We start from the raw sequence: 22530 nt of genomic DNA on the forward strand, positions 1-22530 counted from the left end.
CCCCCCCCCCCCCCCCCCCCCCGAAACAAAAACCATCTCAATCAGTTAACAGGCAAATGTGTGGCAGGGCGTCGCATATGCGACGCGTCCGCCGTTATTTGTGCGCCAAGAGCGCCTTGACGAGCGGCGCGTCGATCTCGCCCGTCGGCTTCATCTTGTTGTCGGTCTGGAAGGCCATGATGGCGGTCTTGGTCTTGCCGCCCATCACGCCGTCGGCGCCGCCGGCATCATAGCCGTTCTTGTTGAGGATCAGCTGGATGTTCTTCACCGCCTTCTTCATATCGATGCCGGCGGTCGTCTGCGGAGTGCTGTCCTGCCAGGACTCCGGAACGTCGGCCGAGTTGGCGGCCGCGTTGAGCGGCTTGGCCTTCCACAATTCCGTGGCGGCGCGCGCCCGCTCGACTTGTTCGGGCCTGAGCGCATTGGCGATCTCGTCGCGCTTGGCCGCAGCGTCCTTGTCGCCGGTCTTGGCGACGAGCGCGAACCACTTGTAGGATTCCTCCAGGTTCTGTTTCATGCCGACGCCCTTGGCGGCCAGGATGCCGAGGTTGAACTGGCTGTCTTTGACGCCGAGGTCGGCGGCTTCCTGGAACCAGTGCGTCGCCGATTCATTGTCGGTCACGCCGTCCGCCGCCATGGCGAACAGCACCGCCAGATTGTGCATGGCGCTGGCATTGCCCTGTTCGGCGGCGAGCTGATAGTAGGTCTTGGCCTTCTTGATGTCGCGCGCGACGCCGATGCCTTTTTCGTAGAAATTGCCGATGCGGTATTCGGCCGGCGCGAAGCCGAGCTCGGCCGACTGCTCATACCATTTGGCGGCCGCCTTCATGTCTTCCTTGACGCCGCGCGATTCCGCATAGCGCGAGCCGATCTCGAACAGCGCCTTGGCGTCGCCATCGGCGGCCGCATCGTGCAGCGCCACCGGACCGATTTCGGAAGGAATGTCGAATTTGGCCGCGGCTGCCTGGTTCCCGGCCGGCGGCACGGCGCCTGTCGTGTCGACGGACGTGGCCGTCGGTGTGCTGGCAGCGGCGCCCTCGGCTGCCGGACTGGCCGTCATGGGGCCCTTGGCCACAGGCTGCATGTCGCCATCCGTATCCGCCGCGGACGCGGCTGCGGCGGCGGGTTCGGGCGGCGTTGCCGAAGCCATGGGAGCCGGCACCGGCGCGGCAGGCGCAGCAAGCGCCACTGGCGCGGGCGCCGGTTCGGCGGGCATGGCTGCGGCATTTTCGGGACTGGAAGACGTAGAAGCGGCGAGTGCCGCGTCCTTGACGGGCTCGGCCTGCCTGACGGGCCGGGCCGGGCCGCTTTCGTCCTGTGCTGTTTCCGTGTCGACCATCTGCGGAGAGACGACCGGTGCGGGCTGGTTGTTGGCCGTCTCGACCGGATCTGACAAAAAGGCCTTGCCCAACTGCAGGCCGGCCAGCGCCATCATGATCGCGGCCGCCGCCATCAGGATCGGCTTGCGCCGCGCCTTGAGCAGGTCGCCTATCCTCAGCGCCTTCACCGGGCCGGTCAGGGTCGATTGCCGCTTCAGCGTGTCGGCTTCCGCGGCTGCGGCCTGGGCCGCGCGGCGGGCCGCGGCGATGAAATCGGACTTGGCGGCATCGCTCTCGTTGCGCTTGACCGGCTGGCCGCCGCGCTCGTCGCGCACGCGTTTCATGATAGCGTTGAGGTCCGGCGCGCCGGAACCGGGCTCCAACGGCCGGTTGGCGGCCTTGGGGTCGAGCGGCTCGTCGATGTCGACGCTTGGCACGTCACCGACCGGCGCAGAGCCGGCAAGCGGCTGCGTGTCCGCATCTTTCTTGCCCTTGAAAGCGCGCGCCAGGCCGCTGAACATCGATCTCCTGCGGCCGGCCGTCTCGCTCTTGTCGCCGATCGCATCCGGCCCGAGGGCCGCCATGGCTGCTGCCGCCGCGGCCTCGGCAGGCGTGCGCGGCGCGTCTGGCTCATCGCGCATGATCGCAGCCGCACGGCCTTCGAGACCGGCCATGTCCCCCGTGAGCGGCAGCGGCTGGTCGATATCCATCGAAGGCGCGTCCTGCACCACGATCTTACCGCCGCGGCCGCCGCGCTTACCGGCCGGCTGCGGATCCACCAGTTCGCTGACCGCTTCGCTGGTCTCGTCCGATTCGAGCGAGCCGAGCCTGTCGACGATCTTGAGCAGCGTATCGTGGATCGCCTCGAATGTGCGCGAGTTGCGTTCGTCGGAGCGGCGGGTGAGCGCTTCGAGCGTCTTCAGGTCCTGGGCGAGGCCGGCAACGGCGGTCGCGTTGCTCTGGGCCGTGCTGGACGTCGACTCGGCAAGCGATCTGACGGCGCTCTCGGCCGCCTCGCGCGCCACGGTCAGGATGGAATCGCGCGTGCCCGCCAGCGACTTCTCGATCTCGTTGAGGCGCGGGCTGATGTCCTCGAATTCGGGCAGCGGCGTGCCGGGCTTGGAAAGATGCGCCGACAGGCCGGCGACCTGCGCCTCCAGGCTGCGGATCAGCGCCGGATCGATGCCCGCGACCTGCTGCGCGGACATTTCCAGCCGGCTGGAAATATCCTCGAGCCGGCTTTCCAGCCCGCGGATCGCCGCGTCGTTGGCGGGATCCGGCGTGCGTGTCTCGATGCGCTTGGCCAAAGCGGTGAAGCGGGCGTCGATCACCTCCATGATGCCGGCGCTCTCATCCTGGCGCATGCGCTGGTCGAGCCGGTCCGCGACCTCGTCCAGCCGACGCTCTAGATCGCGAAACAGCATATTGCCCTGTTCCATCGCATCGCCCTGGCGGCGCTCGATTAACATGGACAGTGCCTCGAAGCGCTGTTCCAGGCCTTGGAAGATATGATCGGCGTCGGGCATGGCCTGCACGCGGTCCATCTTGTCGGTGATCAAGGCAATCTGCTTGCCGAGCCGCTCCATGGCCTGCTCGGGCAGGTCTGCCCTGCCGGCCAACTGATCCACACGGCTGGTAAGAAGGTTGAGGTGATCAATGACTTCCGCGCCGGGCCGCGACTGCGCAACCTCTTCGATCTGCGCCGCCAGGGAGGCCATGCGCTTCTCGATCCGGCCGAAGGTCTCGGGGTCGAAGGCATTGGCCTGCGCGGCCACCGTCGAGGCGACGATGGCGCGGGAAATCTCGTCCAGCCGCTCGTCGATCATGGCCAGCGTCTCGCCGCCGCGCATAGTCTGCTGGCTGGCGAAACGGTCGACCGCGCCGGCAAGCGTGCGCACCTTTTCCTCCAGCGAGCGCAGCGAAAGCGATTCCGGCAGGTTGTTGACGGCGCTGCTGATCTGTTCGAGCCGGTCGGTCAGCACCGAAAGGCTCGGGCCTTCCGCGCGCTTGCGCTGATCAGCGTCGACGCGGTCTTCGAAGGCGCTCCAGCGGCGGTCGAAATCGTCCCAGCGGCGGTCGACCTTCTGCACGCTTTCCTCGCGTGCCAGCGTGTCCAGCGCGCCCTTCACCTGTTCCAGTTCCAGCCGCAGCAGGTTGACGCTGCGGTCGTCGCTCTTTTCGGCCAGTGTCTGGATGGCGCCCGAAAGCCGCTCGAATTCGAGACCGAGCTCGGCGCTGCTCTTATCCGGCAGGCCGTTGGCGCCGCGCTGCATAGCGCGGTCGATGTCCTGGCGAAACGCCTCGAATTCGCGCTGCAGGCCGGCGGTCATCTGGTGGCGCAATTCCTCGCGCAGCCCGCGCAATTCGACGGCGATCTTGCCGACCATGGCGACGCTGTCTTCCTGGCCGCGCACCCGGTCGATGTCACGCGCGATCGCCTGATAGCCCTGGTCGAAGGCGGGCGCGGCGGGCGCCGGATTTTGCGGCGCGCGCGGTTGCGGCCGCTGATACTGTGAGCCAGGATTCTGCGTCGCCGGGTTCTGCTGCGGCCGGTCCAGGGGTCTTTGCGCGGCATAGGTGTCTTCGTACCACCGCGGCTGGCCGTAAGGCTGCGTGCTTGGATAACGCGGCTCGACTGGCGGCCGCCGCAGGTCGGGGCGATCGGGCATGTCGGCGCGCGTGCGGTCCAGCCGCTGCTCCAGGGTTTCGAGCGAGCGGTTCAGTTCTTCGAGCGAGGCGTGCGGCCGGCGTTGCCTGCCGGCATTGAGTGTATCGAGATAGGACCGCTTGCTGTTCATCGATGCGCCCGTGTTCAGAATGGCCGGCCGGAGGCCGGTCTCCCATTAGCCTGCCGGAAACGAAGCGAGCCGAGCGGTTTTGCTGCGGAGGAAGACGGGCTTCCCGGGTTTTCACCCACGCTTCGAAAACCGTGAAAAATTCTCTACAGGATAAACACGGGTGACCGACATGCGCACATTTCGCCCAACGTGGTAAACAAGGCGTTAACCAAGCTTAAGAAGCCGCGCATAATCGTCAGCCGCCTGGCGGGGTGCGGCATAAAGCTCCGTTTCGACAACGCCCTTGCGTCACCTTGCGGCTATCGATATAGAATTGACGTAAACGTAAAAGGTGCGAACCGTGCCTCTTGCGATTGACTTGTTGCAACCACGATTGGAAGCACGCCCCTGCTTCCATTCAGGCGACGCTTGGTCCGCGACCGCGACGCCGCCAGGGGAAAGCCAGTGACCATGAAACTTGTTTCGCCCGGCGAAGCCGCGGCCAATACCAATGACATCCCGGTCGAAGCCGGCGAGGAATTCGTCCGCATCGGCGAGATGGCCAAGAAATACGGTGTGACGCTGCGCACGCTGCGTTTCTATGAAGACAAGGGCCTGCTCAATCCGCATCGCGACGGCTCGACCCGTCTCTATACGCGCCGCGACAAGGCTCGCCTGAAGCTGATCCTGCTCGGCCGCAAGGTCGGGTTCTCGCTGCGCGATGTCAAGCAGATGATGGATCTCTACGATCCGACCGGCACCAACACCAGGCAGTTGCGGCTGGCCCTCGACAAGTCGGAGAAGCAACTCGCCCGCCTGCAGAAGCAGCGCGCGCTGATCGACGACGCCATCGGCGAGTTGAGCAACTCGATGTCCGTCGTGCGCCAGATGCTCGTCGAGCGCACCGCGGCGCCGCAGGCCAGCGCCGCCGGCTGAACGCACGCGTTCAACGGCGACAATCCAAAAACTGAAAGCCGCGTGGCCATAGCCGCGCGGCTTTTTTGTCGCCAGGATGCCTGACCACTCACAAAATTTTTGACTGCGACGAAGTTGACGTTTACGCAAACGTCAATATTTGCTATCGCAGCATCGACATTTGCCCGGCCTCCTGTCCAGGATGTGGACAGGCGACTTGCTGGTCGGGCCGGGACCGTAAGGGCGGAGGAAGGCATGACGATCTACAGGGCGCCGATCCAGGACACGCTGTTCGTGCTCAACGATGTGCTTGGCTATCAGCGCTATTCCAATCTTCCGGGCTTCTCGGATGCGACGCCCGACGTGCTCGAGGCGATCCTCGCCGAGGGTGCCAAGCTGGCCGAAAACGTCATGCATCCGCTGAACCGCGTCGGCGACATGGAAGGCTGCGTGCGCCATGACGACGGCTCGGTAACGACGCCGAAGGGTTTCAAGGACGCCTACGACCAGTATCGCGAAGGCGGCTGGATGGGGCTTGCGGCACCCGTCGAGTTCGGCGGCCAAGGCCTGCCCTACACGGTGCACCAGGCTGTTTCCGAATATATGGTTTCCGCCAACATGGCGCTGATGATGTATCCCGGCCTGACGCAAGGCGCGATCGCGGCGATCGTCACCCACGGCACGGAGGAGCAGAAGGCGACATGGCTGCCCAGGCTGATCGAGGGCACCTGGACCGGTACCATGAACCTGACCGAGCCGCATTGCGGCACCGACCTTGGCCTGCTGCGCACCAAGGCCGTTCCCAACGGCGACGGCAGCTACAGAATCTCCGGCCAGAAGATCTTCATCTCCGCCGGCGAGCACGACATGGCGGACAACATCGTCCACCTGGTGCTTGCCCGCGCCGAAGGCGCGCCGGAAGGCGTCAAGGGCATCTCGCTGTTCATCGTGCCGAAGTTCAAGCTCGATGCCTCGGGCAATCCCGGTGAGAGGAACACCGTCTCCTGCGGCTCGATCGAGGAGAAGATGGGCATCCATGGCAACTCGACCTGCGTCATGAATTATGACGAGGCGGAGGGCACGCTGCTCGGCGAATTGAACGGCGGCTTGAAGGCCATGTTCACGATGATGAACGAGGCCCGACTCGGCGTCGGCCTGCAGGGGCTTTCGGTCTCCGAGATCGCCTACCAGAACGCCGTCTCCTACGCCAAGGACCGCCTGCAGGGCCGCTCGCTGTCGGGCGCCAAGGCGCTGGACAAGAAGGCCGACCCGATCATCGTCCATCCCGACATCCGCCGCTCGCTGATGACCATGAAGGCCTTCAACGAGGCCGGCCGCGCGCTGGCGCTGTGGACGGCGATCAAGTCCGACGTTGCGCACCGTTCCGGTGACGACAAGGACCGCCAGGCGGCCGACGACTACACCGGCCTGATGACCCCGGTGGTCAAGGGCGTGCTCACCGACAAGGGTTTCGACCATGCGGTCATGGCGCAGCAGGTGTTCGGCGGCCACGGCTACATCGAAGAACACGGCATGAGCCAGTTCGTGCGCGACGCCCGCATCGCCATGATCTATGAAGGCGCCAACGGCATCCAGGCGCTCGACCTCGTCGGCCGCAAGCTGGCGCAGAATGGCGGTCGCGCCGTGCAGGCCTTCTTCAAGGAAGTCGGCGAGTTCTGCGAGGAAAACCGCGCCGACGAGAAGATGGCGCCCTTCACCAAGGCGCTGAAGAAGGGCCTCAACGACCTGCAGGCGGCCACCATGTGGCTGGTGCAGAACGCCATGGCCAAGCCCGACAATGCCGGTGCGGCCTCGAGCGACTACATGCATCTCTTCGGCCTGGTGGCGCTGGGCTACATGTGGGCGCAAATGGCGAAATCCGCTGAGGCGAAGCTCGCGGACGGCGCCAACGGTGCTGGCGCGTTCTACGACGCCAAGCTCACGACCGCGCGCTTCTTCATGGAGCGCGTCATGCCGGAAACGGCGGCGCGTCTCGCCCGCATAACGAGTGGCGCGGACACGCTAATGGCGCTGCCGGCGGAAGCGTTCTAGGTTTGGCGGGCCGGCACCGCCGGCCCACAAGTGTCGGAACGCGGAGGAAATCGTGGCGACAAATCCAGCCGAAATTCTTGGTCTTCCAAAGCCCGCCTGGGCGGCGGACGAGGTCGGCATGCTCTACGATATGGCATCGCGCTTCATGGCCGAGGAGATCGCGCCGCGTTACGACGAGTTCGAGAAGAACGAGATGTTCGACCGCGAGAGCTGGCTGAAGGCGGGAGCGGCCGGCCTGCTCTGCGCTTCCATGCCGGAGCAATACGGCGGCTCGGGCGGCACCTTCGCGCATGAGAGCGCCATCATCGAGGCGATCGGCCATGTCGGCGTCGACGGCTTCGGCATCGGCCTGCACAATTCGATCGTAGCACCCTACATCCTGCATTACGGTTCCGAAGAGCAGAAACAGAAATGGTTGCCCAAGCTCGCGACCGGCGAGCTGATCGGCGCCATCGCCATGACCGAACCCGGCGCCGGCTCCGACCTGCAGGGCGTCAAGACCCGCGCCGAGAAGGACGGCAACCATTACAAGATCAGCGGCTCGAAGACCTTCATCACCAATGGCCAGCTCGCTAACCTGATCATCGTCGTCACCAAGACAGATCCGGACAAGGGCGCCAAGGGCACGTCGCTGATCGTCGTCGAGACCGATGAGGTGGAGGGCTTCGAGCGCGGCCGCAATCTCGACAAGATCGGGCTGAAGTCGAACGACACGTCCGAGCTGTTCTTCAACGACGTGCGCGTGCCGACCTCCAACCTGCTCGGCGACGAGGAAGGCAAGGGCTTCGTCCAGCTGATGCAGCAATTGCCGCAGGAGCGGCTCCAGATCGGCACCGGGGCGATCGCCATGATCGAGCGGGCGCTGGCGCTGACCATCGACTACGTCAAGGAACGCAAGGCCTTCGGCAAGGCGGTCATCGAGTTCCAGAACACCCAGTTCAAGCTGGCCGAATTGAAGACCGAGGCCACGATCGGCCGCGTCTTCTACAATGACTGCGTCGCCCGCCACATCGACGGCGGTCTCGACCCGGTGACCGCCTCGATGGCCAAATACTGGCTGTCCGACCTGCAGGGCAAAGTCGTCGACGAATGCCTTCAACTGCACGGCGGCTATGGCTACATGAATGAATATCCGATCGCCCGCATGTACCGCGATGCACGCGTCCAGCGCATCTACGGCGGCACCAACGAAATCATGAAATTGCTGATCGGGCGCTCTCTCTGAGCGCGGCGGCCGGCAAAGCCAAGGAGCACGAAAATGACTGAGGCTTACGTCTATGACGCCGTGCGCACGCCGCGCGGCAAGGGCAAGAAGGATGGCGCGCTGCACGAGGTGCCGGCGGTGCGGCTCGCCGCCAGGACGCTCGAGGCGCTGCGCGACCGCAATGGGCTCGACACCGGCAATGTCGACGACATCATCTTCGGTTGCGTCGATCCGGTCGGCGAGGCGGGCTCCGTCATTCCGCGCGCCGCCGCCTTCGAGGCCGGCTACGACACCAAGGCACCCGGCATGCAGATCTCGCGCTTCTGCGCCTCGGGTCTCGACGCCATCAATTTCGGCGCCGCCAAAATCGCGCAAGGGGCGGACGAGATCGTGATTGCCGGCGGCGTCGAATCCATGTCGCGCGTCGGCATGGGCATGTCGGGCGGCGCCTGGTTCATGGACCCCTCCGTCGGCCTGCCCGGCTGGTTCGTGCCGCAAGGCATCTCGGCCGACCTGATCGCCACCAAATACGGGTTTTCCCGCGATGACGTCGATGCCTACGCCGTCGAGAGCCAGAAGCGCGCCGCCAAGGCCTGGGGCGAGGGCCGTTTCAAGAATTCGGTGATCCCGATCAAGGACCAGAATGGTCTCACCATCCTCGATCATGACGAGCACATGCGGCCCACGACCGACATGCAGTCGCTGGCTTCGCTCAACCCGTCCTTCGTCATGCCCGGCGAGATGGGCGGCTTCGACGCGGTCGCCGTGCAGAAGCATCCCGAGGTAGAGGAGGTCAACCACGTCCACCATGCCGGCAATTCCTCGGGCATCGTCGATGGCGCCGCCGCCGTTCTGCTCGGTTCCAAGAAGGCCGGCAAGGCGATGAGACTGAAGCCGCGCGCGCGCATCCGCGCCTTCGCCAATATCGGCTCGGAACCGGTGCTGATGCTGACCGGTCCGGTCGACGTCACCGAGAAGCTCCTGAAGCGCGCCAAGATGAAGCAGTCGGACATCGACCTGTTCGAGCTCAACGAGGCCTTCGCCTCCGTCGTGCTGCGCTACATGCAGGCCTTCGACATCCCGCACGACCAGATCAACGTCAATGGCGGCGCGATCGCGATGGGCCATCCGCTCGGCGCCACCGGCGCCATGATCCTGGGCACGGTGCTGGACGAGTTGGAGCGCCGCGACCTCAACACCGCGCTGGTCACGCTCTGCATCGGCGCGGGCATGGGCACCGCCACCATCATCGAACGCGTCTGACGGGGAGAGAAGAGATGAGCTACACCAATTTCACCCTCGACGTGGACGCCGACGGCATAGCGCTGATCACCTGGGACATGCCGGACCGTTCGATGAACGTCTTCACCGAGGAGGTGATGCGCGAGTTGAACGCCATAGTCGATCAGGTGGCCGGCGATGCCGCCATCAAGGGCGCGGTCATCACCTCCGGCAAGGACTCTTTCTCCGGCGGCGCCGATATCACCATGCTGCAGAAGATGCTGGCGACCTTTGCCGTCGACAAGGAGAAGGACCTCGACAAGGCGACCAAGGCGCTGTTCGACAATGCCGGCTATATGACCGGCCTGTTCCGCAAGATCGAGACCTGCGGCAAGCCGTTTGTGTCGGCGATCAACGGCACCTGCATGGGCGGCGCTTTCGAGATGTCGCTCGCCTGCCATGGCCGCATCGCCGCCGATTCCGACAAGGTGAAGATGGCGCTGCCCGAAGTGAAGATCGGCATCTTCCCCGGTGCCGGCGGCACCCAGCGCGTGCCGCGGCTGACCGACCAGCAGCAGGCGCTGCAGATGCTGACCACCGGGCAGAACCTGACGCCGCAAAAGGCGAAGGCGATGGGCCTGATCCACGAGATCGCCGAGCCTTCGAAACTGGTCGAGACCGCCAAGGCGATGATCCGGAACGGCCTGAAGCCGGTCGCGCCGTGGGACGAGAAGGGCTTCAAGCTGCCGGGCGGTCCGATCTATTCGGCGGCCGGCGCCAATCTCTGGCCGCCGGCGATCGCCATCCTGCGTCGCGAAACCTATGGCAACTATCCAGCCGCGGCCGCGATCCTGAAATGCGTCTATGAAGGCCTGCTGGTGCCGTTCGACACGGCGCTCAGGATCGAGCAGCGCTATTTCACCGAGATCATGCAGTCGAAGGAAGCTGCGGCCATGATCCGCTCGCTGTTCGTCTCGCTGCAGGAACTGAACAAGGGCGCGCGCCGGCCGACCGGCGTGCCGGAGACCAAGTTCAAGAAGATCGGCATTCTCGGCGCCGGCTTCATGGGCGCCGGCATCGCCTATGTCACCGCACGAGCCGGCATTCCCGTGGTGCTGCTCGACCGCGATCTGCCGTCGGCCGAGAAGGGCAAGGCGCATTCCGACGGCCTGATGGCCGATCAGGTCAAGAAGGGCCGTGCCAAACCCGAGGACAAGGACAAGCTTTTGTCGCTGATCACCCCGACGGCGGACTATGCCGACCTTGCCGGCTGCGATCTGGTCGTCGAGGCGGTCTTCGAGGATTCGAGCGTCAAAAAGGAAGCCACGGAGAAGGCCGAAGCGGTGCTGAAATCGTCGGCGATCTTCGCTTCCAACACGTCCACCATACCGATCACCGCGCTGGCGAAGAATTCGGCGCGGCCGAAGAACTTCATCGGCATCCACTTCTTCTCGCCGGTCGACAAGATGATGCTGGTCGAGATCATCCTCGGCAAGAAGACGGGCGACAAGGCCTTGGCCGTCGCCTTCGACTTCGTGCGCGCCATCACGAAGACGCCGATCGTCGTCAACGATACGCGCGGCTTCTACGTCAACCGCTGCGTGCTGCGCTATATGTCGGAAGCCTATAAGATGCTGATCGAAGGTGTGCCTGCACCGATGATCGAGAACGCCGCCAAGGCCGCCGGCATGCCGGTCGGCCCGCTGGCGCTGACCGACGAGACGGCCGTCGACCTTGCCCAGAAGATCATGAAGCAGACCATCAGGGATCTCGGCGACAAGGCCGTCGATCCGAAGCAGATGGCGCTGATCAACACCATGGTCGACACCCATGGCCGCTTCGGCCGCAAGAACGGCAAGGGTTTCTATGACTATCCGGCGAAGCCGGCGAAGAAGAAGCTGTGGCCAGGCCTGAAGGATCTCTATCCGCAGCTGAAGCCCGAAAAGGTCGACTATGAGGAGCTGAAGCAGCGCCTCTTGGTGACCATCGCGCTGGAAGCGGCGCGGGTGATGGAAGAAGGCATTGTCACCGATCCGCGCGAGGCGGACGTCGGCTCGATCCTCGCTTTCGGCTTCGCTCCCTTTACCGGCGGCGCGCTATCTTACATCGACGGCATCGGCGCCAAGCGTTTCGTCAAGATCGCCAAGGGGCTGCAGAAGAAGTATGGCGCCGAGTTCAAGGCGCCGAAGCTTCTGCTCGACATGGCCGAGAAGGGCGAGACCTTCTACGAGCGCTTCGACCCTTACCGGAAGGGCGAGGTCCGAGAGGCGGCCTGATCAACCCAAGATGTATGTCTGGGGGCGAATGGCCCGCACCATGGCCACGGCGTCGAGCCGTGGCCCCTACAGGGTCGGCGACGAAAGCCGGCTCGATTAGTGTGCGGAACCACGCACATCTGTGCCTGCGTATCACTTTCCATCCCGGTCCGCCGCTACCGGTGGACAATGGTGTGGTCGCGCGCTAGACAGGCTTGAGGCATTTTTTCCTGTTTGAAGGAGAGCGCGCGTGCTCTCACACGACCGCGTATGGGCCGCCATTGACGCTCTCGCCGAGCGCTATTCGCTATCGGCTTCCGGTCTTGCCCGGCGCGCGGGCCTCGATTCGACGGCCTTCAACAAGTCGAAGCGCCTGTCGTCCGATGGCCGGCCGCGCTGGCCCTCGACCGAATCGCTGGCCAAGATCATCGAGGCCACCGGCGCGTCGCTCGAGGAATTCACCGGACTGGTCGAAGGGCGCGGCGGCGCCTCCATAGCCCAACAGCGCAGCGCCGTCCCGCTGCTTGGTTTCGCCCAGGCCGGCGCGGGAGGCTTCTTCGACGATGCCGGCTATCCGGCGGGGCAGGGCTGGGATCTGGTCGAGCTGCCGGCGCGGGCGACCGAGACGTCCTACGCGCTGCAGGTGCAGGGCGATTCCATGTTGCCGCTCTACCGCAACGGCGATGTTCTGATCGTCGAACCGGGCGCGCCGACGCGCAAGGGCGACCGTGTCGTCGTCAAGACAACCGCTGGCGAGGTAATGGCCAAGGTGCTCGACCGGCAAACGGTGAAATCGATCGTGCTGGTTTCGCTCAACCCCGCCCATCCGGACCGCGACATCGCGACGCGCGATATCGAATGGATGGCGCGCATCGTCTGGGCGAGCCAGTAGGGCCCCGGACCGGTGCGGCTTCTTCAAACAGCCCTGACGATTCTGGCACTTCCCGTGATGGCGGCTCTCGTTGTTGCCGGCGGACGGACGGTCAAGGGTCACGAAAGCGCCGTCACGGTCGATCAGATCGATCCCGTTGCCGATGCGCTTCCAACCGGCGGCGACACCCCTTCCGCTTCTGATGCCGCGCAAGAGCCGGCCACTGCGGCCATTCCGGCGCCGCCCGCTCCGCAGCCACCGAAGCCCGCCGCTCGTTCGAGGGCCATCGATCCCGACGTCGTGGCGCCGCCGGACCTGTCGGACCAGGAACTCGAACGGGTGGAACCGCGCGCGCCGCTCAGCGATCTGGCGCTGGCCGGGCCGCCCAAGCCGCCCAAAACGAAGATGCCAGGCGATTGGAATGGCACAAAATTGTTCCAGCCGGTCGCCACCGCCGCCGGGCTCATCGAGTCGAAGGGCTACGCGGTCGCCGTGTCCGGCGTGGATGTCGTCAAGGCCGACGAAACCTGTAGCGACGCGGGCAAGAGCTGGGCCTGCGGCACGCGCGCCAGAACGGCCTTCCGCGCCTTCCTGCGTGGCCGTGCGGTCGCCTGCACGGTGCCGCCGGACGGCGGTCGCGACATCATTACCGCCGAATGCCATATCGGCAACCAGGACATCGGCCAGTGGTTGGTCGAGAATGGCTGGGCGCGCGCGGCGCAAGGCGGTCCCTATGTCGAGGCCGGGAACAAGGCCCGCGCCGCAAAGAAGGGTATTTTCGGCCCAGCGCCAAAACTTGACGGTCTGCCGGCACTGCCGGCCGCGTCAGGGCCGGCGCCGGTCGCGCCGGATTCGATCCTGCCGGCTGATGGCGGCGCGGTTACGCCGCCAGTTGACCAGCCAGCGCCCGCTCAATGAGCGCGCGTGTTTCGGCGATGCCGTAAAGCGCTGCGAAGGAACCAAAGCGCGGCCCGCGTTCCTGGCCGATCAGCACCTGGTAGATCATCTGGAAGAAGGCGACCGACACGCCGGGGCCGCCTTCCGGGCTCTGCTTGGAATGATCCTGGTAGCGCTCGATTTTGCGCGCGACATTGAGCGCGGCGTTCTGGATCGCTTCGCCATCGGCGCCCTGCGGCAGCGCGCCGAGCGCGTCGGAGAGCTTGGCCAGCGCCTCGCGCTCCACCTCGTCGGCGGCGCGGTAGACCTTGGTCGGCTTCACGAAGTCGTCGAAATAGCGGATCGCGTAGCCGGTCAGGCGGTCGAGCTCCGGATGCGTCTTCGGCGTCACGCCCGGCGCATGCCGCGAGATGAAGCCCCACAGCACCGCCTTGTCATGCGCATTGGAGGCGCTGACCAGGTTGAGCAGCAGCGCGAAGGGCACCGGCAGGTCGATGGCCGGCGGGCTGCCGTCATGCATGTGCCAGACCGGATTGCCGAGCCGCTCCTTCCAGTCCTGGCGCGGATAGGCGCCAAGGAATGCGTAATACTCGTCCACCGCCTTCGGGATGACGTCGAAATAGAGCTTCTTCGCCTGCCGCGGCCGCTGGTACATGTAGAGACCGAGGCTCTCCGTCGGCGCGTAGGTCAGCCATTCGTCGATGGTCAGGCCGTTCCCCTTCGACTTCGAAATCTTCTGGCCTTCCTCGTCGAGGAACAGCTCGTAGACGAAATGCTCCGGCGCGCGTCCGCCGAGGATGTTGCAGATGCGGTCGTAGATCGCCGCGTTGGTCTGGTGGTCCTTGCCGAACATCTCGAAATCGACGCCGAGCGCCGCCCAGCGCATGCCGAAATCCGGCTTCCACTGCAGCTTCACACGGCCGCCGGTGACAGGCAGCGTCGTCTCGGTGCCTTCGTCGTCGAAGGTGATGGTGCCGGCCTTGGCGTCGACATTTATCATCGGCACGTAGAGCACGCGGCCGCTCTTCGGCGAGATCGGCAGGAACGGGCTGTAGGTCGCCTGGCGCTCCGGCCCGAGCGTCGGCAGCATCACGCCCATGATCTCGTCATAGCGTTCGGCGGCGCGCCGCAGCACCTCGTCGAAACGGCCGGCCTTGTAGTACTGCGTTGCGCTGGCGAATTCGTAGTCGAAGCCGAACGTGTCGAGGAAGCGGCACAGCATCGCATTATTGTGGTCGGCGAAGCTCGCATAGTCGCCGCCGAACGGATTGGGCACCGAGGTAAGCGGCATATGCAGATAGGGCTCAAGCGCGGCGCGGTCCGGCACGCTCTCCGGGATCTTGCGCATGCCGTCCATGTCGTCGGAGAAGCACAGAAGCTTGGTCTTGACCTTGTCTTGCGTCAGCACCCGGAAGGCATGCCGCACCATGGTCGTGCGCGCCACCTCGCCGAAGGTGCCGATATGCGGCAGGCCGGACGGGCCATAGCCGGTCTCGAACAGGACGGTCTCGGGAAAGTCCTTGCCCTTGTAGCGGGCGATGACTTTTTTCGCTTCCTCGAACGGCCAGGCCTTGCTCTCGGCCGCCGCGGCAAGCATCTCGGGAGTGAGATCGATGATGTTTGATCCCGTCATGTCAAAGTTCCAGTCATGGCCGTCTTCGCGGCGGATAAGGTTTTGTCGACCGGTCTCTAGGCGTGACAGGCTGGAGCGTCAACGATTTGCGGCGCTTTTCCTTGCGACGCCGCGATAGCGCTCCTACGTTCGGGCCCATCATCCAGTGCATGTCATCCAAAAGTGTGTCACGGTTTTGGAAAGATGACATGCGCGCCGCCTTCAGGAGTTTTGAATGCCCTCATTGACGCCGCACGAAGCCCTGATCCACCTGATGGTCATCACATCGGCCTCCGATCGCGACATGACCGATGTCGAGCTGCAGCGGATCGGCGACGTCGTCCGCTCCTGGCCGGTGTTCATCGACTTCCACCAGGACAGGCTGGTTGCAGTGGCACAGGCGTGTCAGAAGGCGCTGCATGAGAAGGACGGGCTGGAAGGCGTGCTGGCGCGCGTCGCCGAGGCGCTGCCGGAGCGGCTGCGCGACACCGCTTATGCGGCTGCTTTCGAGGTTGCCGCCGTCGATCTCGAAATGCGCATGGAGGAAGTGCGCGTCCTGCAGCTCATCCGCCTCAAGCTCGACCTCGACACGCTGACCGTCGCCGCGATCGCCCGCGCGGCCAAGGCGCGCTTGCGCTCGCTGACATGAAGCAATCCAGGAAAAGTGTGAGCGGTTAGGCTCGGCGACTTCGCCGCGCCTTCTGTTCGGAATTGCTGGATAACCGGTTAGAAAAAACTCACCGGGAAATAGCGCAGGTAGAACTCGGCGAAGGTGCCCTTGATCGAGATTTCCTGCAGCGCGTAGTCAAAGGCGGCGGCAAGCGCTGTGTCGTTCTTGCGGGTGGCGATCGCCATGCCCGAGCCCAGATATTCCGGCGCCAGATACGGACCGCCGGCGAAGCGGCAGCAGCCGGCGGCGTCCGAGCCGCCCAGCCAGAAAGCAAAGCGCATGCCATCGCCGAAGGCGGCGTCGACCTTGCCGGCCTTGAGGTCGGCATAGAGGTCTTCCGGTGTGTCGAAGGTCACCACCTGCACGGTGTTGAAGTAGTCCCGCAGCATTTTCTCATGCGCCGAGCCGGCGACGACGCCGACCCGCTTGCTTCGCAGCTTGTCGAGGATCGGCTCGGCGAAGGCCTTCGCCTTGGGCATGATGAAGCGCGCCGGGAATTGCATGTAGGAGCGCGAGAAGGCGTATTTCTCGCGGCTGTCCGGTGTCGCGGCGATGCCGGCGATGATCGCCTCGCCTTCGCCTTTCTGCAGAGCATCGTCCAGTTCGTTCCACGGCAAAGCCTGGACCTGGCACTTTTCGGCGACGCCCAGTTCCGCGCAGATCGCCCGCGCCAGATCGATGTGGAAACCCGACAGGCGGCCGGCGCCATCGAGGAAGTTGAACGGCGGAAAATCGGTGGTGGTGAGGAATCTGAGCCGCGGCAGCGCGGAGAGATCGGGTTTCGGCAGCCGCTCCTTGGCGTCCCACAGCACCGGCACCTGCGGCTCCGCCGCCTGAGTCGGTCCGGCAAGGGGCAGCGCGCCGGTCAGTGCCGATATCAGGGCCAGAAATATCCACCGCAATTTCACGATAAGGCTCCGCCCAGACAGCTTTCTTGGCTTTTCGTATGAAAAGGGGGCAGGCACAACGGTTTTTGATTTCAAGCCGCCAAATTCAGCGTATGCTTTAGCACGTTTGCAAGTGACCTTGCGTGCCGGAAGGGGGAAGCTGCCGGTTTTGCTGAGGAGATTGCGACGCGGGGGTTGATGGCGAAGGGGGGTTCGGGCATCTACCGTCGGTAATGAAAAAGCAGAAGCAACATGGGGTAGATGTTGCGATGGGCCTGTTCGACAGAACTCTGGAATACATAGACCAGTTGCAGCATGCTGGCACCGCGGCCGCGGTCTGCGAGAGGCTGCTCGGCATCACCTCGAGCTTCGGCCTGACCGCACTGATGGCGGGAACCGTGCCGCAGCCGGGCACGCCGCGCGGCCGGCAGAAACAGCATGTGATGCTTTGCGATTGGCCCGGCGAATGGCTGGAGCGCTATGTAGCGCGCAATTATGTCGATCACGACCCGGTCGTCAGTCACATGAAGCAGCTTCAGGCGCCGTTCCAATGGCGGGACGCTTCCAAGAACGCCCTGATCGACAAGAACAGCGACGAAGTCATGGGCGACGCCCGCGAGTTCAAGCTGCGCGACGGCCTGGCGTTTCCGCTGGTCACGCTCGACGGCCAGATCGTGATGGTCTCGCTGGGCGGCGAATCCGTTGAACTGTCGGATGCGGAATTCGGAATGGTCTCGCTCGCGTCGACCTATGCGATAGGCCGCGCGATGCAACTGCACACCAAGGCCGACAGCGTCATCGATCACATAGAATTGACGGCGCGTGAGCGGGAGTGCCTGCAATGGGCCGCCGTCGGCAAGTCCGAATGGGAGATCTCGCAAATCCTCGGCATCTCGGAACACACTTCCGAGAAACACCTTCTTAACGCCAAGAGCAAACTCGGCGCAGCCAACCGGGTACAGGCAGTCGCGGAGGCGATTAGGCGCGGCTATATTAGCTAGGTCGGCCGTGCCGACCTGGAAATTCTTGCCTGCGCATTCGCGTAATATTTTAAGGGACATCACGGCCGTATCTTCCTCTTAAGCCCAGGAGACGGCTAATGCTTTTTGCCCTTACCACTCAGGAACTGATGGAACGCCCCGATCTTTGGGAGGCGGTCCATCGCTTGCGCTACAAGATCTTCGTCGAGGAGATGGGTTGGACCGATCTCGACCGTCCGGACCAGCTCGAGATCGACCAGTTCGATCATGACGAGGCCGAACACCACCTCGTCATCCGCAACGGCGAACTGGCTGGTTACCAGCGCATGCTGCCGACCACACGCCCGCATCTTCTGACGGATGTTCTGTCGGATCTCTGCGAAGGACCGACCCCCTCGGGGCCGAATGTGTGGGAACTGACCCGCTACGCGGTGGCTCCGGGTTTTCGCGACGGCAAACGCGGCGTTTCGACAGTCGGCACCGAGCTGATCGCCGGCTTCGTCGAATGGGGCCTGAAGCGCAACGTCAACCAGGTCATCATCGAGTTCGAGCCGATGTGGGTGCTGCGCGCCCTGCAACTGCACTTCCTGGCGACGCCGCTCGGTTACCAGCGCACCTATGGCAACCAGCAGGTCGTGGCGACGCTGCTCACCTTCACCGAGCATACGCTCGATGTCGTGCGGGCCCGCCGCAACCACCATCTGCCGGTGCTGAACCGGGGCTATCCCGGTCTGCTCGGCCTCAAGCAGGCTTCGTGATGGAGGCGGTCATGAGTTTCCATCCCGAACCGGAACTGCGCGGTCATACGCTGGTCGTCACCGTGTCCTCGCATGACGGCCGGCCAGTGCTCGACAGGCACGCCTATGCGAGCCTTGCCAGGACCTTGCGCGATGCGGCGGTCAACGACGAGGTCCGCGTCGTCATGCTGCGCGGCCTTGCCGGGTGCTTCTGCCTTGGCGGGGACTTCTCGGAGTTCCTCGACGCCACCAAGCACCGAGAGCTGATCGCCGCCGTCACCGACATGTTCCGCATGTTGGCGACCTTCCCCAAGCCGGTCCTTGCCTGCGTCGACGGCGATGCCGTCGGCGTCGGCTGCACCATCCTGTTCCATTGCGACATGGTGATCGCTTCCAGGGGCAGCACCTTCAGGGTGCCGTTCGTCGATTTTGGCCTGGTGCCGGACGCGGCGACCAGCATTCTGGCGCCCCAGAAGCTCGGCTATGCCGGTGCGTTCCGCTTCTTCTGCCTGGGCGATACGCTGGGCGTCGAAGACGCCAAGGCGCTGGGCCTGGTCGGCGAGATCGTGACGCAAGGCAGTGCCGAGGAAGCAACGCTGGCGAGGGCCAAACAGCTGGCCAAGAAGCCTGTTGCGGCATTGCTGCAGACGCGCAGCCTGCTCAAGGGAGATACGGACGTGTTGTGCGACCGCATCGACCACGAGATCACGCTGTTCCAGCAGGCGCTTCAGGATGACACCACGCTGAAGCGGCTGCAGCGGATTGCTCGCCTGGCCGCCTGAGCGCCCGGCATGAAACCTCAGCGCCGCGCGAGCCGAAAGGCGCGCGGCGCTGTAACTCGTCCGGAACCGCGTTACCCCGCGGGTAGGGCAGGCCAGCGGTTCCAGACGAAGAACAACAACTAGTCTTTCAGGAATTCCGGCCCCTCGCCGATGATCTTCTTGTCGGGCTTGCCGACGGCGTCGAGGTCCCTTCCGTCATAAGGCAGGGAAAGCAGGATACGCTGGATCACCGCGAGCCGGGCGCGTCGCTTGTCATTGGCCCGCACGACGACCCAGGGCGAGAACTCCTTATGTGTGCGCTCGATCATCTGGTCGCGCGCCCTGGTGTAGTCGTCCCACTTGCCGACGCCGGCGATGTCGATCGGCGAGAACTTCCAGTTCTTCAGCGGCGACCAGCGGCGGTCATGGAACCGTTCGAGCTGCGTTTCGCGGCCGATATTCAGCCAGAATTTGAAGAAATGCATACCTTCGTTGCAGATCATCCGCTCGAAATGCGGCGTCTCGTCGAGGAATTTCTCATGCTGCTCCGGCGTGCAGAACCCCATGACCGGCTCGACACCGGCGCGGTTGTACCAGGAGCGGTCGAAGGTGACGAATTCGCCCGAAGTCGGGAAATGGTCGACATAGCGCTGGTAATACCATTGCCCCGCCTCGGTCGGCGTCGGCTTGGGCAGCGCGACGTTGCGGGCCGTGCGCGGGTTCATATATTGCCGCAGCACGAAGATCGTGCCTCCCTTGCCGGCCGCGTCTCTGCCCTCGAAAAGCGCCATCACCCGCTTGCCGGTGGCTTGCAGCCAAGCCTGCGCCTTGACCAGTTCGATCTGCAGCTCCTCGAGCTCCTTTTCGTAGTCCTCGCTTTTCATCTTCTTGTCGTAAGGATAGCCGCCTGCGGTAAGCTTGTTGTCCTCGATCCAGTCGGGCAGCACCGGATTGTCGATGTCGAACTCGCGCTCCTTGCCGCCGATCTTGATCTTGATCGGCGCCGTGGCCGGCACCGCTTCGGCCGTTTCCTTGGCTTTTTTCATCCGGACGAACCTTTCCAGTTTGCGGACTCATGCTATGGAGCCTGTGCAGCGCAAAGACGCTGCAGCATTTTGATCTTGCGCATGAACCTTCGCGAAAATCGATCCTGATTTCCAGGGGCCCATGCGTCAGGCCGGTCCAGCGAGCCGGCTGACCGGTCGAACGGGATGCGGGGTGGCGCGGGCCTATGGCAGAGACGGGCGCGGGACAAGACAACAAGGGGCAAGCCTTGGCCGGGCGGCTGGCGCGCAACCGCTGGCTGCTTGGCGCAGGCGTTCTCGCGGTCCTTGCCGTTTATTTTTTCGCCGGCTCATCCGCCTATGTGCTGCTGCTGGCCCTGGCCGCGCTGGCGGCCGCGGCGATGCTGCCGGCAGATGCCGAACGCCAGCCGGCCGATGCGGGGGCAGCGATCGAGGCCAGCGGGCTGCAGAGGCTCTCCGGCGAATATCTGGCCGCCGCGGTCGCCGACCCGCTGATCATCTTCGACCATTCCGCCACCATCGTTCACGCCAACGCTGCCGCCTTCGCCGCCTTTGGCGGACTGGCGCCCGGTATGTCGCTGTCGCTCAAGTTCCGCGCCCCGGAAATGCAGGCGCTGCTCGACGGCATCCTTGCCGGGGAAGTCGCTTCCGATGCGGTCGACTACACCGAAAAGCTGCCGGTGGAACGCACATATCGGGTCAGCGCGTCCACGGTCGGTCATGCTACAGGCCTTTACGTGCTGGTGTTCAAGGATCAAAGCGAGACGCGTCGCATCGATCGCATGCGCGCCGACTTCATCGCCAATGCCAGCCATGAGCTGCGCACGCCGCTTGCCTCGATCGCCGGCTTCATCGAGACGCTGCGCGGGCCGGCCCGCAACGATCCGGCGGCGCGCGACCAGTTCCTGCAGATCATGCAGAACCAGACCGGCCGGATGGCCCGCCTGATCGACGATCTGCTCTCACTGTCGCGGTTGGAGATGAAACCCTATCTGGGACCGGGCACGGAAGTCGATCTTCGCCAGACGATCGACAGCGTCATCGATTCGCTGGGGCCGCTGGCCAGTGAGAACGGCGTCGTCATCGAGCGGGAGTTCGCCAACGCGCCGCTTGTCGTCCCCGGCGATCGCGACGAGCTGTTCCAGGTCTTCGAGAATCTCCTCGAGAATGCCTGCAAATACGGCCAGTCAGGCGGGCGCGTCACCGTATCGGTCGCCGGCGGCGAGGATGGCCAGCAGCCGGGCTTCGACGTCACGATAAGGGATTATGGTCCGGGCATTGCCGAAGAGCACATCCCGCGCATCACCGAGCGCTTCTACCGCGTCGATGTTGAAAACAGCCGCGCCCAGAAAGGCACCGGGCTTGGCCTTTCGATCGTCAAGCATATATTGACCCGTCATAACGCAAGATTGTCCATCAAGTCGGAAGTCGGCAAGGGCGCGGCGTTCACGGTTCATTTGCCGGCTCGCTGATCGTATATCGGTTACCAACCGGGATTTTCTTCTTTCTGTCATGCGGTTCACGTATCAGCGACGGATTGAGGGAACGCACCAGCCGGCACAAGCCGGGAAGGCATATCCATGCAGTCCGTTCATATCGCCAGTGCCTATGATGAAGAGCTGAAGTTCCTGTCGAAGCGCATCGCCGCGATGGGCGGCCATGCCGAGCGCATGGTCGAACAGGCGGTCGCGGCCCTGGTGAATGTCGACCATGGCCTCGCGCAGAAGGTCATCCAGGACGATCTCGTCCTCGACGAAGGACAGCGCGAGATCGACGACAAGGCCATCATCATCATCGCCAGGCGCCAGCCGATGGCGACGGATCTTCGCGAGATCGTCGGCGCGATCCGTATCTCGGCCGATATCGAGCGTGTCGGCGACTTGGGCAAGAACGTCGCCAAGCGCGTGGCCTCGGTGGACGGCCGCCAGCCGAATAGCCTTTTCCGCGGTATCGAGGCGCTTGCCAATCTGGCGCTGACGCAGCTCAAGGAAGTGCTCGACGTCTACGCCTCGCGCTCGGTCGAGAGGATTGGTCTCGTGCGCGACCGGGATGACCAGATCGACGCCATGTACACCTCGCTGTTCCGCGAGCTCTTGACCTACATGATGGAAGATCCGCGCAACATCACGCCCTGCACGCATCTTCTGTTCTGCGCCAAGAACATCGAGCGCATCGGCGACCACGCGACCAATATCGCCGAGACGATCTATTACATCGTCACGGGCGACCAGATGCCAGCCGACCGGCCGAAAGGCGACAAGACCGACAAGGTCGTGCTTCCCGGCCCGGTGCCGGCTAAGTGAACCGGCGCCTCTCGAATGGCTTCCTGATTTAGGATAAGCTCCTC

At 64.3% G+C, this 22530-nt stretch carries 17 protein-coding genes; 13 read left to right on the forward strand and 4 right to left on the reverse strand.

The window, feature by feature from the left end; translation table 11 throughout:
* Positions 1-94: 94 nt before the first annotated feature.
* Complete coding sequence (locus LB525_RS13260) at positions 95-4117, reverse strand: SEL1-like repeat protein (protein ID WP_224544963.1); 4023 nt, start codon at positions 4115-4117, stop codon at positions 95-97.
* Between the two features lie 450 nt (positions 4118-4567).
* On the opposite strand from LB525_RS13260, the gene LB525_RS13265 reads away from it, so the two are divergent.
* The 7 genes from LB525_RS13265 (at position 4568) to LB525_RS13295 (ending at position 13532) form a co-directional block, all read left to right on the forward strand.
* Positions 4568-5032, forward strand: coding sequence for a MerR family transcriptional regulator (locus LB525_RS13265; RefSeq protein ID WP_140845707.1), 465 nt, complete (start codon positions 4568-4570; stop codon positions 5030-5032).
* A gap of 234 nt (positions 5033-5266) precedes the next feature.
* Positions 5267-7063: an acyl-CoA dehydrogenase gene (locus LB525_RS13270; RefSeq protein WP_095765912.1), complete on the forward strand. Its 1797-nt coding sequence runs from the start codon at positions 5267-5269 to the stop codon at positions 7061-7063.
* A 52-nt stretch (positions 7064-7115) separates the two neighbouring features.
* Positions 7116-8288: an acyl-CoA dehydrogenase family protein gene (locus LB525_RS13275; protein WP_224544964.1), complete on the forward strand. Its 1173-nt coding sequence runs from the start codon at positions 7116-7118 to the stop codon at positions 8286-8288.
* A gap of 33 nt (positions 8289-8321) precedes the next feature.
* Positions 8322-9530 carry an acetyl-CoA C-acetyltransferase gene (locus LB525_RS13280; RefSeq protein ID WP_224544965.1) on the forward strand — a complete coding sequence of 403 codons (1209 nt, stop codon included), beginning with the start codon at positions 8322-8324 and terminating at the stop codon, positions 9528-9530.
* Between the two features lie 14 nt (positions 9531-9544).
* Positions 9545-11764, forward strand: coding sequence for a 3-hydroxyacyl-CoA dehydrogenase NAD-binding domain-containing protein (locus tag LB525_RS13285; protein WP_224544966.1), 2220 nt, complete (start codon positions 9545-9547; stop codon positions 11762-11764).
* 229 nt (positions 11765-11993) lie between these two features.
* Positions 11994-12635, forward strand: coding sequence for a helix-turn-helix transcriptional regulator (locus LB525_RS13290; RefSeq protein WP_224544967.1), 642 nt, complete (start codon positions 11994-11996; stop codon positions 12633-12635).
* Positions 12636-12647: 12 nt separating this feature from the next.
* Complete coding sequence (locus LB525_RS13295) at positions 12648-13532, forward strand: thermonuclease family protein (RefSeq protein WP_411971023.1); 885 nt, start codon at positions 12648-12650, stop codon at positions 13530-13532.
* On the opposite strand, the gene LB525_RS13300 is transcribed toward LB525_RS13295, so the two are convergent.
* Complete coding sequence (locus LB525_RS13300) at positions 13495-15144, reverse strand: lysine--tRNA ligase (RefSeq protein WP_224544969.1); 1650 nt, start codon at positions 15142-15144, stop codon at positions 13495-13497. The genes LB525_RS13295 and LB525_RS13300 overlap by 38 nt on opposite strands.
* A gap of 214 nt (positions 15145-15358) precedes the next feature.
* Between LB525_RS13300 and LB525_RS13305 the strand changes: the two genes are divergently transcribed.
* Positions 15359-15772 (forward strand): tellurite resistance TerB family protein, encoded by a 414-nt coding sequence (locus LB525_RS13305; protein WP_224544970.1) that lies wholly within the window; start codon positions 15359-15361, stop codon positions 15770-15772.
* Between the two features lie 77 nt (positions 15773-15849).
* Here the strand turns inward: LB525_RS13305 and LB525_RS13310 are convergent, their stop codons facing one another.
* Complete coding sequence (locus LB525_RS13310; RefSeq protein WP_411965611.1) at positions 15850-16701, reverse strand: transporter substrate-binding domain-containing protein; 852 nt, start codon at positions 16699-16701, stop codon at positions 15850-15852.
* A 248-nt stretch (positions 16702-16949) separates the two neighbouring features.
* Between LB525_RS13310 and LB525_RS13315 the strand changes: the two genes are divergently transcribed.
* The 3 genes from LB525_RS13315 to LB525_RS13325 all read left to right on the forward strand — a co-directional run bounded on the left by LB525_RS13315 (position 16950) and on the right by LB525_RS13325 (position 19179).
* The gene (locus LB525_RS13315) at positions 16950-17681 is read left to right on the forward strand and encodes a LuxR family transcriptional regulator (RefSeq protein WP_095765903.1); all 732 of its coding nucleotides are present in this window, start codon (positions 16950-16952) and stop codon (positions 17679-17681) included.
* 98 nt (positions 17682-17779) lie between these two features.
* The gene (locus tag LB525_RS13320) at positions 17780-18418 is read left to right on the forward strand and encodes an acyl-homoserine-lactone synthase (protein WP_224544971.1); all 639 of its coding nucleotides are present in this window, start codon (positions 17780-17782) and stop codon (positions 18416-18418) included.
* Positions 18419-18429: 11 nt separating this feature from the next.
* Positions 18430-19179: an enoyl-CoA hydratase-related protein gene (locus tag LB525_RS13325; RefSeq protein WP_140845695.1), complete on the forward strand. Its 750-nt coding sequence runs from the start codon at positions 18430-18432 to the stop codon at positions 19177-19179.
* Between the two features lie 119 nt (positions 19180-19298).
* Here LB525_RS13325 and ppk2 read toward each other — a convergent pair whose 3' ends face one another.
* The gene (gene ppk2 / locus LB525_RS13330) at positions 19299-20204 is read right to left on the reverse strand and encodes a polyphosphate kinase 2 (RefSeq protein ID WP_224512977.1); all 906 of its coding nucleotides are present in this window, start codon (positions 20202-20204) and stop codon (positions 19299-19301) included.
* A 185-nt stretch (positions 20205-20389) separates the two neighbouring features.
* Here ppk2 and LB525_RS13335 point away from each other — a divergent pair, with 185 nt between their 5' ends.
* Positions 20390-21655, forward strand: a complete 1266-nt coding sequence (locus LB525_RS13335; protein ID WP_224512975.1) for an ATP-binding protein — start codon at positions 20390-20392, stop codon at positions 21653-21655.
* Between the two features lie 108 nt (positions 21656-21763).
* Positions 21764-22486, forward strand: a complete 723-nt coding sequence (gene phoU / locus LB525_RS13340; RefSeq protein ID WP_095765899.1) for a phosphate signaling complex protein PhoU — start codon at positions 21764-21766, stop codon at positions 22484-22486.
* The last annotated feature ends 44 nt before the right edge of the window (positions 22487-22530 follow it).

The organism is Mesorhizobium sp. CA16, from assembly GCF_020165175.1.
In the GTDB taxonomy this organism is placed as follows: domain Bacteria; phylum Pseudomonadota; class Alphaproteobacteria; order Rhizobiales; family Rhizobiaceae; genus Mesorhizobium.